The sequence below is a fragment of the candidate division KSB1 bacterium genome (assembly GCA_024655945.1).
Lineage (GTDB): Bacteria > Zhuqueibacterota > Zhuqueibacteria > JANLFK01 > Oleimicrobiaceae > Oleimicrobium.
Window position 1 is genome coordinate 57611 of record JANLFK010000001.1, and the last position, 14957, is coordinate 72567.

A 14957-nucleotide genomic window follows, 5' to 3' on the forward strand; every position below is an offset into this window, starting at 1 on the left:
GATGGTCTAAAAATCGAACACTACTCCGAAGTTGAACGCCCGCGGGCTGTTCTCATAGATGAGGAAAGACTGGTCTATGCTGAACGGCCCCTGCCTTCCTTTGTCCCACCAATAACGCACACCGTTTTCCTTGTCGTCGATGGGGTACTTCTCGTAGTACTGCAAAGGTAGATTTGGATTGGTCGGTGTGGGACGCCGAAACAAGTAATCGTAGTTGAGTACCCTGTTGTTGAACAAATTGAATACCTCCACGTAGAACCTGGCCGGTGCGCCAAAGAAGTTGCGTATGGTCTTGGTAAGACGTAGGTCGGTGTTGTACTCCGAGGGCGCGCGTTTCACGTTGATAAGCCTGATGTCTGCAGGCGACGTATATGGTCTGCCACTGCGGATTGAGGAGTAGACCGAAACAGCTACATCTGCAAACGGCCGCATGTTGAGAATCGACGGCCCGCAGGTGCGGGCAGTGCTGTAGCCGATGGTGACCACCACATTATGGGTACGGTCGAAATCAAGGAGGATATCACGCGTCGGCACGTTGGTCAGGTCAGTCGTGACCACCTTCGAGGTATCGCGATTGAATATCGGCGTCGCCGCCGTAGCTGTGGCGCTCTTGCCAGTGGCGTAACCGTACTGGTAATTGACCGAACCTGTGAGGGCACCCTTGCGCTTGTGAAGCATAATGCGAAAACCGCGGATGTCGGCATAGTCGAGGTTGAAGTAAGAGCTGACCTGGTAGCCGGCTCGCTGGTCTATGAAATTGGCCTGTTGCACCAGGTTCTTCACGTCCTTGTAGTAGCCGCTCACGTCGACGGTGAAACCTTCACCAAGGGCCTGCACCACGCCCACGTCGTAGCTGTTGGTTGTCTCGGGCTCCAGCCGCGGGTTGCCCAAGATCACCGGGTTGTTCAGCCTCTGCCCGAGTCTGCTTGAGACCATGTACTGGAAGGCGGGCCGCTGCATAAAGGCCCCGTAGTTGAGATGAAACACAGTGCTGGCCGAGACGGGAAACGAAAAGCCTAAGCGCGGTTGCAGTCGTGTGTAGGTCGGTGCCTTTTTCCTTTCCCCCTTTGCGGGGTCAAACCGTCCCAAAGAATCGGCACCCCCAAACGGCGTGTACAGGTCGGTGTAGTAGTCGATCCCGGAATGCCACAAGTCAAACCTGAGGCCCACGTTCGCTATCAGCCCTTCGAACTCCATTTTGTCCTGCACGTAGAGGGCGGCTTCGAACGGGTGTGCCGTATAGCGCTCTACCAGTCGGTTGGAGCGCACATTGAGAAAGTTGGCGACATCCAGAAAGTACGAATTGACCTGAAAGCCACCGTTGAGAAGATGTGCTTTAGTTGTCTGACTGGTGAGCGCACCCTCAAGAGAGAGCGTCCGTGTCTTTTCCTTCGTGAATGAATCGTAGCCGAGCTGATAGTTCAACATGTCAGGGGAGTTGTTGTTGGGAAAAGAAATGGTGCCGACCACCCAGTTGAAGTCGACAGAGTCGGGGAATGTGTCGGGCACTGGCGTTGCGCCCACTCTGTTGCTGGTGAAGAGGGAGTTCAGCTTGAGTTCGTAAAAAGTGCTCTGGCTGAGCGTCTTGGTAAAACGGGCTCCGACCTGGGTGTTGGCTCTCTTGCGCAGGCGGGTGCCCGTGATCCTGTCCCACAACCAGCGCTGGTAGCCACTCACGCTGTTCGATCCCGGAAAGACGGCCTCCGAGAGGCGAGAAAGGCCACCGCTGAGGCGCAGCGTGCTGGCGCCACCGAGGTCGGCTACCAGGTTGCCCATCGCCTGGTACTCGGTGTTTGCTTGCTCCGTCGGAAAGACCGGCCATTCACGTTCGGCGCGCAGGGCCAAAAACATCCTCATCCTTTGGTTGACAGGGCCTCCACTGGCTGCTTCCACCGAGTAATCGACCTCGTTTCCATACGACCGACCCAGGTCACGCCGGCTCTGCCTCCACAGCGCCTGCGCCACCGCCAGTTGCACCAGCGTGTCGCCCGCGAAACTGTTGGTGAGCCCCGAAGCCATGGTGCCGTAGTAAGGCTGAGCGTGCTCTGCGCTGGGGTCGCCCGTGCGCCACACGTGTTCGTCCCGCAGAAGTCTGAGGTAGGCGTTCGCATTCGGGTCGTAGACGCTTGGCCCAAAGTGCTTGCGACCAGGAGCGCGGAAGCGCGACTCCACCCTCGTACGCCAAAGGTGCGAATCGCCTTCCTTCATCGAGATGTTCACGACGCCGGATTGCGCGTTCCCGTACTGGGCGCCAAAGCCACTGGTGATGACCTCGACTTCCTCTACACCGCTCATTATGGGGAGGAAAGCCGAGCTGCGGTCCAGCGGGTTGACGATTCCCAGCCCCTGCAGCAGATAGTACTCCTCCCCTTGCCGTCCACCACGGAAATGCCCATCGACTATATCTGCCGCCAGGCCGATAACGTCGCCGATGTCCCTAATTCCTGGCAACATCTGCACCTCGTCGAAGCGGACGATCGCGCTGGTAGAGGTCTTGTCACGTTCGACGTCCGGTCGGGTCGCCTGGACCACAATCTCCCCCAGTTCCAGCACCGTTTGCGGCAGCGCAAAGTCAACCGTCGTCGTCTTGCCGGCATTCACTATGACGTCCACCACGACGGTTGGCTTGTAGCCTATCATCGACGCACGGAGAGAATAGCGCCCGGGTGCAACGTTGAGGATGTAGTATTCGCCCTTGCCGTCGGTGGCGGCTCCCATGGTGGTCCCGACGATGACCACATTGGTGCCGGGCAAAGGCCCGCCGGTGCCTGCATCCGTCACCCTGCCGGCAATCTTGCCCACGGTCTGCGCGGAAAGCGGCATGACGCACCAGAACAGTGCAAATCCCACCAGCCAGTGTCTCGCGGCCATCAGCTTGTCCACCCACCTCGGTTAACAGGTCACTGCATTTGCTTCAGGGAGTCTGACCAACCTATTGAACACCACACTTTCCCTCGTTGGTTCCGCTTAAGCGCGTTGTTTTTGCTCACCCGCTTCTATCGCGGGGACAATCTTCCCACCTCCGCACAGGCAGCCAAGAAGGGCCCCAGCCCCTTTCCATCGTTTGGCACAATCGGCTCCATGTAGACATAGTACTCAAAGCTTCCGTCACGGATCTTGTCGGGGTAGTCTCCGCCCAGGCCTGCACTTTTGCAAATTCTGAGGAGATTGTAGTTTCCGGCGGAATCATGGTAGACCATGTGCTCAACCAGGCCCTGAAACCCCTTTTTCACCGTCTGAAGATATGAGCGATCGATGTAACCCATGCGAATTGCCTTGGCCAGGGAGTAGACGAACATCGCGGAGGCGGAGGCCTCGAGGTAGTTCCCCGCGCGTTCACTCTGGTCAAGCACTTGCCACCACAGGCCAGTATGTGCATCTTGGTAACGGCGCACCGCACCGGCAAGTTCCCGCAGAGAGTTTAGCAGCAGTCCCCGCCCCGCATTGTTCTCCGGCAGAAAGTCGAGCACGTCCACCAAGGCCATCACATACCACCCGAGCGCGCGTCCCCAATGGCACTGCGACAACCCAGTGCTCGGGTCGGCCCAGAATGCCTGACGCGATTCGTCCCACGCGTGGTAGTAGAGTCCGGTGTTCTTGTCTTTGAGATTTCCCGCGATCAGGCTGAACTGGTGGACAACATCGTCGAGGGCCTGCGGTTCAGCCAAGAGCGTGGCGTATTCGGCGTAGAATGGCTGAGCCATATACAGCCCATCCAGCCACATCTGGTGCGGATAGATTGCCTTATGCCAGAATCCTCCCGAGGGCGTTCGCGGGTGTGTCTTAAGCTGTTCTCTCACCATGGCAGCCGCCTGCTTGTACTTCTGTTCGCCGGTCTGCCGGTAAAGGAAGAGGAGCATTCGCCCTTCTTGAACATAGTCGAGGCTGTATTTCTGCGGAGCGTAACCGGCAATCTGGCCGTCATCGCCGACCACGCGATCAACGGTCATCTTGATGTAGTAAAGATACCGCTCGTCTCCCGTGAGGCGCCATAGCTCCTCAAAGCCACGCAACACGGTACCGGTCACATAGTCCCAATCACCATAGCCGCCCGGGTGTCGCTTCATGATCGTTTCGGCGAAACGGGTCCCCAATAAGACTGCTTCACCGTTCCAGGGATTGCTTTGGTGCTCACAGGCGAACAGGCCGAGCATCAGCATTGCGATGGCGATCGCACGAGGGGTTTTTACCTGCTGTTCTCCTTTCATCAAACTCCTCGCACTCGGAACCAGTAGATGTGACCTGTCCTGAAACGGTCCATCACCATGATTCACTTTGCCCTCTGTTCGGCCCCGACCTGCTGCAGCGATAGGCATAGGTAGTTCAGATAGTCCTCGAGGTTGGTGTAGCCATCCCCGTCGGGATCGGCGCTGCTGTCTTTGGCCTCGAGGGGGTCAAGCCCGTGCTCGACCTCCCATTGGTCAGGCATGCCATCGTGATCGCTATCGGCCGGTGGCGTTCCGCCGCGCAGCTCCGGCCAGCCGCCGACTTCAGCCTGCGAGTCGATGAGGCCCCGGCCTCCTCTGCCGAACCGCGCCTTCCCGCTTGCCACTTCTTCCACAATGCGGGCGTCCACGGCATCTCTGCGCGGCAGCACAGCACCTGCCTGAGCAAGCACCAGCATGTAGGCTTGCTCAGCCGTATGCGTGACCACCGGGGCCCAAGGAAACGGCTTCTCCGCCCTCACCTTCTGCCAGAACTTGCCTTGGACTCCTCCTGCCCAATTATCGGCCGTGACCTGGGGGAACCCGAATACAAAGTTGTCGGCCACATACCAGCTCCCTTCATCGTCCCAGGGCTCCACGATGCGGCTCTTTGGCCCTGTGGCCGGGCCGAACTTGTAGTAGTTGGCGACCACGTTCTGGCGCCCTCGCTCACCACCATAAGCGCTTTGGCCGCCCCAATTGTAGATAACGTTGTTGCGGAAGTCGACAAGCTCCCGCTCCGGTTGGCGGTGATAACGGCTGCCGTTGAAACGCGGATTGCGGCTCGAATGGTGCGCGAGCAAATTGTGGTGGAAGGAAGCCCCTTTCCCTCCCCAGATGCCGCCGTAGCCATGGGGGCCCTTATGGTGGTAGGACCGACGTAGACTCTCGGCGATGATGCACCACTGCACCGTGCTGTTCTCGTTGTCCCGAACCGTGAGGACTTCGTCGGTCGCCCAGCTAAACGAGCAGTGGTCGATGATCAGCTCCTTGCGGAACATGGCGCTCAGGGCATCGCCCTCGATGCGATTGTCGTCGCCCATGCGGCACCTGAGGAAGCGGATGACCACGTTGTCAGCCTCGATGAGCACCGGGTAGCCGCGCACACAAATCCCGTCGCCTGGTGCCGTTTGTCCGGCTATCGTCACGCTGTCATGAGAAACGACGAGCGGCGACTGCAGGGTGATTGTCCCTCCGACGCGAAACACTACGGTGCGCGCGCCCGGCTGCTCTAGCGCTTCTCGGAGACTCCCCGGACCTGAGTCAGCTAAGGTGGTAACCTCGATGACCCGCCCGCCCCGACCTCCTACCGTGAACCGCCCGAATCCTTCGGCCCCGGGGAAGGCCAGCGTTTGTGCGCACAGCGGTGCCACCCAAGCCACCCAACTCAGCAGCCCATAGACGGTTCTCATCAGTGCTGCGTCCTTCCTACTCCGCCACAGCGGCGCGGTGAGAGTCCTCAGCGGCCATGCGCACACCATTCAGCGTCACGTCCTTCAGCACGAGTCCTTTCACATGCTCCAACACATTGCCCCTTTCTACACCATCGAAGCGGCAGGATTCGAGAAACAGACCCTTCACCGGGGAGCGCTCGTAGGCCTTGATGAACAGCGCGTACTGGCTTTTCTTGCTCGTTACATTCGAAAGGTGGATGTTCCTCGTCACCGGCGTGTGCGGGCCGACGTCGCCTTCCCCGTAATAGAAGAAAATGTGCACGACGGTCTCCCTCACTTCCCCGATCTGCACATTGCGCATGAAGACGTTCTCAATCACGCCACCGCGCAAGGAGTTCGTCTTGATGCGCAGCGCGCGATCGAGGTTCGGGCTGTCCATGGTGCAGTTTTCCACAAACACGTTGCGGCAGCCGCCACTGGTCTCGCTGCCAATGACCACGCCCCCGTGGCCGTCTTTCATGGTGCAGTTCCGAACGATGATGTTTTCGCTCGGCGTCGCCACCCGCCTGCCGTCGGCATTTCGCCCGGACTTGATGGCGACGCAGTCGTCACCCGTGTCGAAGTAACAATCCGTAATCAAGACGTCCCGCGACGACTCCGGGTTGCAGCCGTCGTTATTGGGGCCGGGACTCACCACCTTCACCTTGCGGATCGTGACGCTCTCGCAGAGCACCGGGTGCATGACCCACATCGGCGATCGCTCGAGTGTCACCCCCTCAATCAGGACATTCTTGCACTTGTAGAACTGGATGAAATTGGGCCGCAGATAGTGTCCCTCGCCGAACAGACGCTTCTCGATCGGTACCCCTTCTTCGGCCATGCGGAAGAGCCGTTCGCGGTCTGCAGTGTGCTCCGGCTTGCCGGCCGACCATCCGTGTCGGGGATTGCCGGTCCAAGGCCACCACATGGAAGTGTCCGCCTGGCCGTCGAGCACACCTTCGCCCGTTACGGCGATGTTCTCCTGCTCGAATGCGTATACGAATGGAGAATAGTTCATGCACTCGACCCCCTCGAAGCGCGTGTACACCAGCGGCAGGTACTTCTTGGTATCCCGGCTGAACAGGATGCGCGCATCCTTGAGCAGATGCAGGTTCACGTTGCTCAGCAAATGGATGGCCCCGGTCAGATAGGTGCCCTGCGGGACAACGACTCTTCCACCGCCTGCCTGATGGCACTGTTCTATCGCCTTCCTGAAGGCCTCTGTGCAGTCAGTTTGTCCGTCGCCAACTGCCCCAAACTGCGTCACGTCAAAATCACGCGCGGGAAAGAGGGGCGGGACAACGCGCTGCAAAATCCTGTCCGCCTGCTCCCAACCAGAGTGCGCTCCCGAACAAAAAAGAAACTTGCCAGCCAGGAGCACGGCGATGGGGAGAAAGAGCAGGATAAGATGCCTCCGCCCCGGTCCGCGACCAATTCGACCCTTGTCCACGTTCTGCCTTGCCCTTTCCTCGTGGGTCAGCTTCCTACCGCCCCTTCATAGTGAAGCACTGGCATCGCATCGACCATTTCATCACGGCTTGCGCCCCGGGCCTCTGCGCGAAGAATCGCCGCGTTCTTGCCTCCTAGCCCCGGTCTTGCTCACGGTGTTCCTCCTTTGAGTGGGCCAAGCGCACCATTCCCGCCTCAAAGGCGCATGCCCCGCGACCCAGCCGAGCCCTGACGCAAAACGCCAGTGGCCGTAGGTAGTTCGCCAAGGCCCTATCGACTACGTTCTCCCGGCACAACGCCTGCCGACCAGGGCGCGGCCCGCTGTTTGCCGCCGCTTATGATTGCATCACAATAGCCCCTTCCTCTCGCTCATGATCTCCGGCGACAGAAACGCCTCACTGCCCGAGCCCCTCTGTAGCTCCTGAGGCCACCCCCAACAGGAGCCACCGGGCTTGTGGCGCCCCCTCGGCTCAGGTCAGGCATCCAGCTAGGGCCCGCGAATTCAGTCTTGCGGCAGCTCTGCCTGCTCCTGCGTGCGCCCTCGCTTGTCCGGCGCAGGCCCCTTCCCCCGCAGTACGATACGGCAATACTCGGACTCCGGGTACCTCACGGGCCTACACGGCCGAGAGGGAACCGGCGGGAAGCGGCTATCGCAACTGTTAGGCGAAACGGATCCGCGCCCCATCCTTGTGATTCCCGCCGGTTCACCTCAGCGGCCGCGCGGCAGGGCTGCGTGCGAAAATGCCTCCCCGCTTGCGTCGCACCGGCCTCCCCGTAGCGTGCCGCAGCTATCGCATGAGCACCATCTTCTTGACGGCCTGCTGCCGCCCTGCTTTCAAGAAGCACAAATAGACGCCGCTGGGCAGAGACCCTGCATCAAAGGTCACTTCGTGATCGCCGGCGGCAACGCGCGCCGCCAGCGGTACGGCCACTTCCCTTCCCAGCATGTCGCAGATTTGCAGCATGACAAACTCAGGACGACTCACGGTGAAGCGGATCTTGGTGCTCGGGTTGAAGGGATTCGGGTAGTTCTGGTAGAGAGCGAACTCCAAAGGAACGCTCTCTTTGCGCTCCACTGCCGTGAGCCAGGTTTCCCACTCAGCCTTCTTTGTGGGGAACCAGTTCAGGTCACCGGCAGGGAACCCACCAAGCGCACCGGTGTAGGCTGCGGTGGTCGTCGCGTAGCTGCAGTCCAAGGTGTCGGCGAAGTACTGCCACGCTCGACGGTCATAGTCGTCGGTTGCGCGGTTCCACTTGTCGCTCGGGGTATTCTTGGTCTTGTTGCCGCCGGCCGGGCTGCGATACCACTCGGCCATGTTCACCATCGGCCGCGGGCGGTTCGCCAGGACGATGTTTTCCTTGATGAATGCCAGGGCAGAGTCAGCACCCAAGCGCCTGCAAATGTGGTGCGTCAAAGCAGGGCCCTCGCCCAACACGCCCTCGGCTGCGTGTCGCTCATAGAAGGCCTGCACCTCCGGGCTCACCGAGTAGTAATTCCCCTTGACCACCCACTTCGTCGTGTCGTTGGGCACCGACAGGACCCAAGCCATGCGGCCCAGCCCGTTGCGAGGATCAAGTTCCCCGGGTTCTTCGAACTCGGCCTGGCGCGTGCGGTCCGTGTCAGCTCCAGCGATGAAATGGTCGACGAAAAGGTTGTTGGTGATCTTGCACTCGCTGCCCAGCCACCCGAGCACGAGCGTGCCGTGGAAGCCCAAGGAATTCACGATCGTATTGTGGTCGAAGATGAAGTGGTTGATTGCCGCGACGCTCGCTCGATGCCGGACAACGCGGTCATGGAAGTTGACGAAAGTGTTGTTGATGAAGATCGCCGAGTCGCAGGAGGCGTTGCGGAAGTCGATGGGCTTGCCCGCGCCCAAGTTGGAGGTGCCAAGGTCGCCCATGTTGGCGAAGATGCAATTGGTGATCTTGACGATCCTCGTTGCTTGCTCCAGGCGGATGTGCTCGCCTCGCGACTGGGTGATGATGCATCCGTCGAGAATAAGGTCAAACCCGGCCGCGCGCGACCTGATCAAACGCGGCGGATTGTTCGCAATCTGCCCCTCCAATGACTCGATGAAACCGACGAGGACGATGTCCTTCAGGTACACGTCCTCTCCCATTTCGATAAAGTGCGAAGGGAACACGCCGGTGGTTGGGTCGGCTATGAGGTAGATGACCGGCTTGGTTCCCGGGCCATCCTCCGCCTTGATGCGCAGCACCCAACCACTGTTGGTCAACACGCTGTTGATAAGATAGAAGCCGTTCCGCTTGAGTACGTACACTCTGCCTGGCGGCCTGCTTGCGTCTGCCTCAATCTGCTGGTTCAGGAACGTGGTTCCGTCGCTTGAGGGTATCACCAGCTCGTCCTGTGCGATAAGCACCAGCGGCAAACCCAGGACCCCCACCATACCCAGCGCTGTAGCCTTGAGCCACTTCATGACAACCTCCTCATGTTAGGTTGACACGAAAGAACCTTTGCGGTTACTGTGTCGGGTTCTCCGGGACGCCCCCACCTCGCCAGAGAACCATAAGCAGCCACCGCACCCGCTACTCAGAGGCTCATCCGCAAGCCGAGGTCTGCGGAGATGCCGTAGATCTCATCGGTGCTCAACAAGTCCCAGCCCTGGATCCGATTCAGAACCGAAATCCCCTCGTGGATGTTGGAAATATTGTTGACGTTGAACATCACTGCCAGATTGGGAGTAATCTGCTGCTTCACTGCCAGATCCCACCGGGTGTAGGCGTTTTGCACAACATCGCTGCGGCCATCCGTGGAAAACGTACGATTGTAACGTCCCTGGTGGAACACGGAAACCCTCGCTGAGAACCCGCCTATGTCGTAGCCGATGGCAAAGTTGCCAAAGAATTCCGGCTGCCCTTCCAGCTTCTGTTTGCGCTCCTCCAGCACATACCGCGTCTTCTTGATGGGAAACGGAAACGGCGGAACGACGACTTCGTAGGTTTCCACTCGCGTGGTAGGAATGTAGGTTTCCGAGCGCACCACAGAGAAATTGTATGTAAGGACGATATTGCTCAGCACCCCTGGCAAGAACCGAAGGTTGGCCTGGTGTTCTACCTCCAGTCCCTTGACGATGGTCGGCTTCGTCGAGTTGTAGGGGTAGTAGAGCACGAACTCATTTGTGCCAAAGGGGTTCTTGATGCGAATGCCCAAACTATCGAGTGCGGCTTGCCCCACAAACGGTAGCCCGTTGATGGAGTGGAACATGTCCTTGACATCTTTATAAAACGCCGACACCGACAACAAGCCAATCCTGTTGCCGAACAAGGAAGTGTTCACCTCGAAATTCCAGGCTTGCGCTGCCTTGAGTGCGGGATTGCCCACGGTGAGATTATTCCCCGGAAAGAACGTGCTGCGCGCCTTTGTCACTACATTCGCCAGCCGGTAGTTAAAGTCCGGGCGAGCAAGCGCCTTGTAGGCAGCGAAGCGTACGTTGGCAAAGGAAAGAGGCTTCACCATCAAGTGAAAATTCGGAAGCCAAACCGTCTCGCGGTGGGTTGCAGTGGTGTCGCGAATCATGCCGGTCGGTACCGGGAAGCCGCTCAGTGTCCCCTTCGAGTAGCGGGAAAGGTAGTCATTGTCCTCGCTTTCCACACGTGCGCCAGCTATGAACGTGACCCTTTGTCCGACGCGGAGCGTGTTCATCACGTAGGCGGCCGAAATGAGTTCGGTGATGTCATAATACAACGCGTCCGGCTCCAAGTTCCGTTCGTATTCGGGATTCCTTCCCTGCGGATCCTGGAACCCTCTGCGATTGAGGTCCCACCACAGGCGGACTGCATCGCGATTGAGCAACGGATAGAGCGCGTACTTGCCAAACAACTTCCGGTCCACCGGCACGGGATCGAGAAAGTTGGTCATGAGGATCATGTTACCCGTCTTTTCCAGATTCGAGAAGCGCGTGCCTGTGAAGTCTTTCCTCACGATGGCACCCCCTGATGCGACATACTCCGCGAATGCCTCGTTGTAGTAGGGCGAGAAGACCTCAGATCGCTCCCTGTCCCGTGCTCGATCCCGATACTTGGCTCCTATCTTGATATCCCCAGTGAAGAGCCGGCCGAAACTGTAGCCACGCGAGATATTCAAGAAGGCCGTGCGCTCGACGTCGTTGTTTTTCTCGCCGCGATAGTAGGCGGTGTACAGGTAGGCCATCCTGAAGTTATTGAGCGCATATGGGATAATCAGTTCCGGTGGTCCATGCAGGATGTCGGTGGGCACAGGTCGCATGTGCGACAGCGGATTACCCTGAGGGTCTGTCGTGGATGGCTCGGTGAAATCAATCTCATAGTCGAAAGGAAACTGCGACTTGGAATTGGCATAGGACAGACCCCAATTCGCAGTAAAGCCTAAGAAGTGATTGTCGCCGGTCACGGAACCAGTGTAGGTCCTAATCTCTTGCTCTCGGTCGCGTGCCTTGTAGAACAGCTCCTCGCCCGTGGTGGGATAGTTGCGCTGGTGCTCGAGGAACTTCCTCTCGGTGCGGTTCCAGATGTTATTGAAGCGGATCGAGCCACCGTCGGGGGTGTCCACGTCTACCAGCAGACTCAGGCCGCGGCGAGAGCGCGTTTCGTCGGTGTAGTTGAGCGTGAAATCAGTAATCTCATAATCGGTGCCGCTGGCAATTCCCCGGAGTTCATAGTCCAGGCTGACGTTCTCCTTGCTGCGGTCCCGCTTCTCCACGTTGGCCGACACCTGCACGCCCAACACTTCGCGGAAGAATCGCTGCCCAAAGCGGAGGATCCAGTCATATTGGTCCGAAGTGTTTTTGAGGCGATTGTGCGAGCCGCGTCCGTCCACGCGGAGAACCATGGGTGACGGCGCCCTGCGCGTCACAAAGTTGACACTACCTGCAATGGCGTCTGCGTCCTGCTCTGCAGTGATTGCCTTATAGAGCTCAATGCCTGCAAGTGAGCCCTGGGAGATCGTGCTCAGGTCGACCCCGCGCGCATCTGCGTCAGTAGGGGCAATTCTGACCCCATCGACGGTAAACGCGGAGAACTTGTCACTCAGCCCGCGCAGCACGATCTTGTTCGCTTCGCCGCCCGAACGCCGCATGGACACACCGGGAAGTCTTCCCACTGCCTCAGCAGCGTTCGCATCGGGGAGCTCTTGGATCTTCTCCTCGGAGACTACGTTGACGATAGTGTTGGCAGTGAGCTGCCTGTTGATGGCGGCGGCCTGGCCCACGGCTTGCGCTGTCACCACAATCGCCTGGCCTTCCAGCACATCGACCACCAGCGCGGCATCGATCCGATAGCTTTGCCCCGACTGAACCTGCACGGGGATGTTCTTCGTCTTGTAGCCGATGTAGGAGACCCGCAAAGTGTATTGCCCAGGAGGTAGGCGGCTGATGCTGAAGTGCCCGTCCAAATTGGTCGAGCTGCCGAAGGCGGTACCAACAAGGAAGACATTGGCGCCAACCAGTGGCTTCGTGCTGGCGGAGTCCGTGACCACGCCGTACAGATGTCCCTGCGCCACTGCCGGCCGCGGGAGAAGAAAAGCCAGGGACATCAACAACGCGAGCATCGGAAAATGCTTCGTGGCACGCATGGGCCTTTTCTCGCTGTTAGCCACATTCATGAAGGGCCACCCCCACGCCTTGCCGTGGGCTGGTTGCAATGTTCGCCGAGCGGGCGAGCTGAGAAGAAAACCTTTGCAATGGTGGGATTGCAGTCTCGGAAGGGCACGCCTGCAACACCATCCGCAGGTCCGCAATGGACCTTGCACTGTGCATCGCGGCGCGCAGATCTGGAATCAAATAGGCCGGCCTGGGCAACTCAGGGCCCTTGTGTGCGCTCACGCAGGCGGTAACCGCGCGCATCATAAGCGCTCCTTGCAATGAGGGACGGTCCTCGAATCGTGCGCTACAATATAACCTCCCTCCGCCACAGAGTAAAGTTTGAAACAGTAAACCACATTGTGCCCCCATGTTGACACATGTCAACGACAGGCGGGCGTTCACGAGACGGTATGCCGCGTTCTGGCGCTTCGCCTAACTGCAGCGTGCGGCAAACAGCCACGGAGACGACCTGCCAAACCCTGCGAGGGGTGCGCGTGCCCATGGCCCTTTCGATTTCAGACGAGGCGCGAACTGTTGCGCACGCGGAGGCCGGTTCGATGGAGCAACTTTCCTGTTGCATTTGGCTGGAAGTATGCGTAAATTCCCTACGCCGAAGTTGGAAGTGGGCGTAATCGTAACCCGACGAGGAGTTGGCCAAGCATGATCGATGAATCTCAGCAGAAGCGGCTCCTGGAAAAGATACTGGCTAGCGAAGAATTCGCAAGCTCAAAAGTCCATCAGCAGCTTCTCACCTATCTCGTCGAGGCCACGAATGCGGGGACGCATCTGAAGGAAACCACCATCGCCATCGACGTATTTGGCAAGGACGCTCATTTCAACCCGGCTGAGGATGCAATCGTCAGGTCCCACGTATACACACTCAGGAAAAAGCTCGAGAAGTACTACTTGACCGAGGGGAGGGAGGAAAAGGTTCGCTTGCAGATCCCCAAGGGGAGCTACGAGGCACACTTTGTTTCAGAAGCGAGCGAACACCCCAGACCCAGCCCTTTGCGACGGCTGACAAGGGCGGCCTTGGCCTTGCTGGGCCTTGTCCTTCTGGGTCTGACAATTGCCCTGTGGAGCGATAGCCGCGCGCTGCGCAGAGAGCTCAAGGCCTACCGCCCCATCTCCCCAGACGACCCCATCTGGTTTGAATACGCCCACTCCAATCTGCCCGTCTTAGTTGCCGTGGGCGATCACTTTTTCTACACCGAGTATCGACGGGAGTACGGCAGAACAATCTACGTGCGCGACATCAACATCAATTCCGAGGAAGACCTGAAGGCGCTGCAAGCCCGTTATCCCACGCTCGAAGTGACAGACTACCGTGAGAAGTACTACCCCCACCACAGCATCTGGAGTCTGCCGCCGGTGCTGAACGTGCTCTCCTCGTTCCGGCAGCGGCCTCTGCTAAAGAGCTCTTCGGACCTGAAGCCGGCCAATCTCGAGGAGTACAACATCATCTTTGTGGGAAGCATCAAGACTTTGGGCATTCTGCGGCACACCATTCTGACGGCCTCACACTTTGACTACGTCATAATGCCCCACCGCATCATCCATCGTTCTCCTGGCTCGGACTCGATGCGCGTGTTCGAGAGCCCATTGGCATCGGAAGGGCCGAATGAGGACCTGGCCCTGATCCTCAAACTGCCCGGTCCCAAGAAGAATGCCATCCTCGTGGTGGCCTCGTTCGGGTCCCTGGGTGCCCCGGAGGCAGTGAAACACCTGACCGAGCCTTCGAAGCTGGCCTTGCTCGAGGAAGTGCTGCGCAAGAAATGCGGCAAGGTGCCGCAATACTTCGAGCTCCTCTTGCGCGTGTCCGGTATCGACAAGGTGGCATTCAGCGCCGAGGTGCTGGTCATGGGGGAACTCGAGCGCGAGGAGCCACGCGTCCTGCCGTTGGAGTAGCGGTCGCCTTGCGCAGTGACTCTCCGAGCGCCGCCGAGAGACCTGGCTTGCGCGCCATCCCGCCTCTCTGCAGCCCAATTCCTCCTGCTTGCACCCGAAGCCCCCTTGCCATTGAGGCAATGCGCCTTGCGCCCATTGTTGCTACGCCGCGATCTCCTTCCGTTTTCCGGCATGCGCTTGGGAACTGGCAAAGCCGACTGCAGCCCCGCAGCAAATCAGGCCAGCGGCACCCGTCTTTGCCTGGCAACGTGGGGACGGTAAGCCTGCGCACTGCGACGGCCCACGGGTGGCGAGGCTGTAGCGGGACAGCATCGGCGCGCCGGCCCTCAGTGAGCACGCTTTTCAGGCATGGCGAGGCCGATAGCTGAAGCGCGCTGGTTCAA

General features: G+C 59.1%; 7 protein-coding genes. 1 reads left to right on the top strand and 6 read right to left on the bottom strand.

All coding sequences use genetic code 11. The features are described from left to right. Positions 1–6: 6 nt before the first annotated feature. From NUW13_00255 to NUW13_00280, 6 genes are all read right to left on the bottom strand, one after another. Positions 7–2871 (bottom strand): TonB-dependent receptor, encoded by a 2865-nt coding sequence (locus NUW13_00255; protein MCR4437466.1) that lies wholly within the window; start codon positions 2869–2871, stop codon positions 7–9. Positions 2872–2996: 125 nt separating this feature from the next. Then, complete coding sequence (locus NUW13_00260; GenBank protein ID MCR4437467.1) at positions 2997–4208, bottom strand: glycoside hydrolase family 88 protein; 1212 nt, start codon at positions 4206–4208, stop codon at positions 2997–2999. A gap of 62 nt (positions 4209–4270) precedes the next feature. Next, a complete protein-coding gene (locus NUW13_00265; protein ID MCR4437468.1) occupies positions 4271–5617 on the bottom strand; it encodes a pectate lyase in 1347 nt (448 codons plus the stop codon). A 16-nt stretch (positions 5618–5633) separates the two neighbouring features. Further along, a complete protein-coding gene (locus tag NUW13_00270; GenBank protein MCR4437469.1) occupies positions 5634–6950 on the bottom strand; it encodes a glycoside hydrolase family 28 protein in 1317 nt (438 codons plus the stop codon). A gap of 925 nt (positions 6951–7875) precedes the next feature. Beyond that, positions 7876–9525 carry a T9SS type A sorting domain-containing protein gene (locus NUW13_00275; protein ID MCR4437470.1) on the bottom strand — a complete coding sequence of 550 codons (1650 nt, stop codon included), beginning with the start codon at positions 9523–9525 and terminating at the stop codon, positions 7876–7878. Between the two features lie 113 nt (positions 9526–9638). Then, positions 9639–12656: a TonB-dependent receptor gene (locus NUW13_00280; protein ID MCR4437471.1), complete on the bottom strand. Its 3018-nt coding sequence runs from the start codon at positions 12654–12656 to the stop codon at positions 9639–9641. A gap of 670 nt (positions 12657–13326) precedes the next feature. Here NUW13_00280 and NUW13_00285 point away from each other — a divergent pair. Further along, positions 13327–14574 (top strand): helix-turn-helix domain-containing protein, encoded by a 1248-nt coding sequence (locus NUW13_00285; GenBank protein MCR4437472.1) that lies wholly within the window; start codon positions 13327–13329, stop codon positions 14572–14574. The last annotated feature ends 383 nt before the right edge of the window (positions 14575–14957 follow it).

Coding starts and splice junctions, on each gene's coding strand:
- NUW13_00285 (MCR4437472.1), top strand. CDS start 13,327: ATGATCGATGAATCTCAGCAGAAGCGGCTCCTGGAAAAGATACTGGCT.
- NUW13_00280 (MCR4437471.1), bottom strand. CDS start 12,656: ATGCGTGCCACGAAGCATTTTCCGATGCTCGCGTTGTTGATGTCCCTG.
- NUW13_00260 (MCR4437467.1), bottom strand. CDS start 4,208: ATGAAAGGAGAACAGCAGGTAAAAACCCCTCGTGCGATCGCCATCGCA.
- NUW13_00265 (MCR4437468.1), bottom strand. CDS start 5,617: ATGAGAACCGTCTATGGGCTGCTGAGTTGGGTGGCTTGGGTGGCACCG.
- NUW13_00275 (MCR4437470.1), bottom strand. CDS start 9,525: ATGAAGTGGCTCAAGGCTACAGCGCTGGGTATGGTGGGGGTCCTGGGT.
- NUW13_00255 (MCR4437466.1), bottom strand. CDS start 2,871: ATGGCCGCGAGACACTGGCTGGTGGGATTTGCACTGTTCTGGTGCGTC.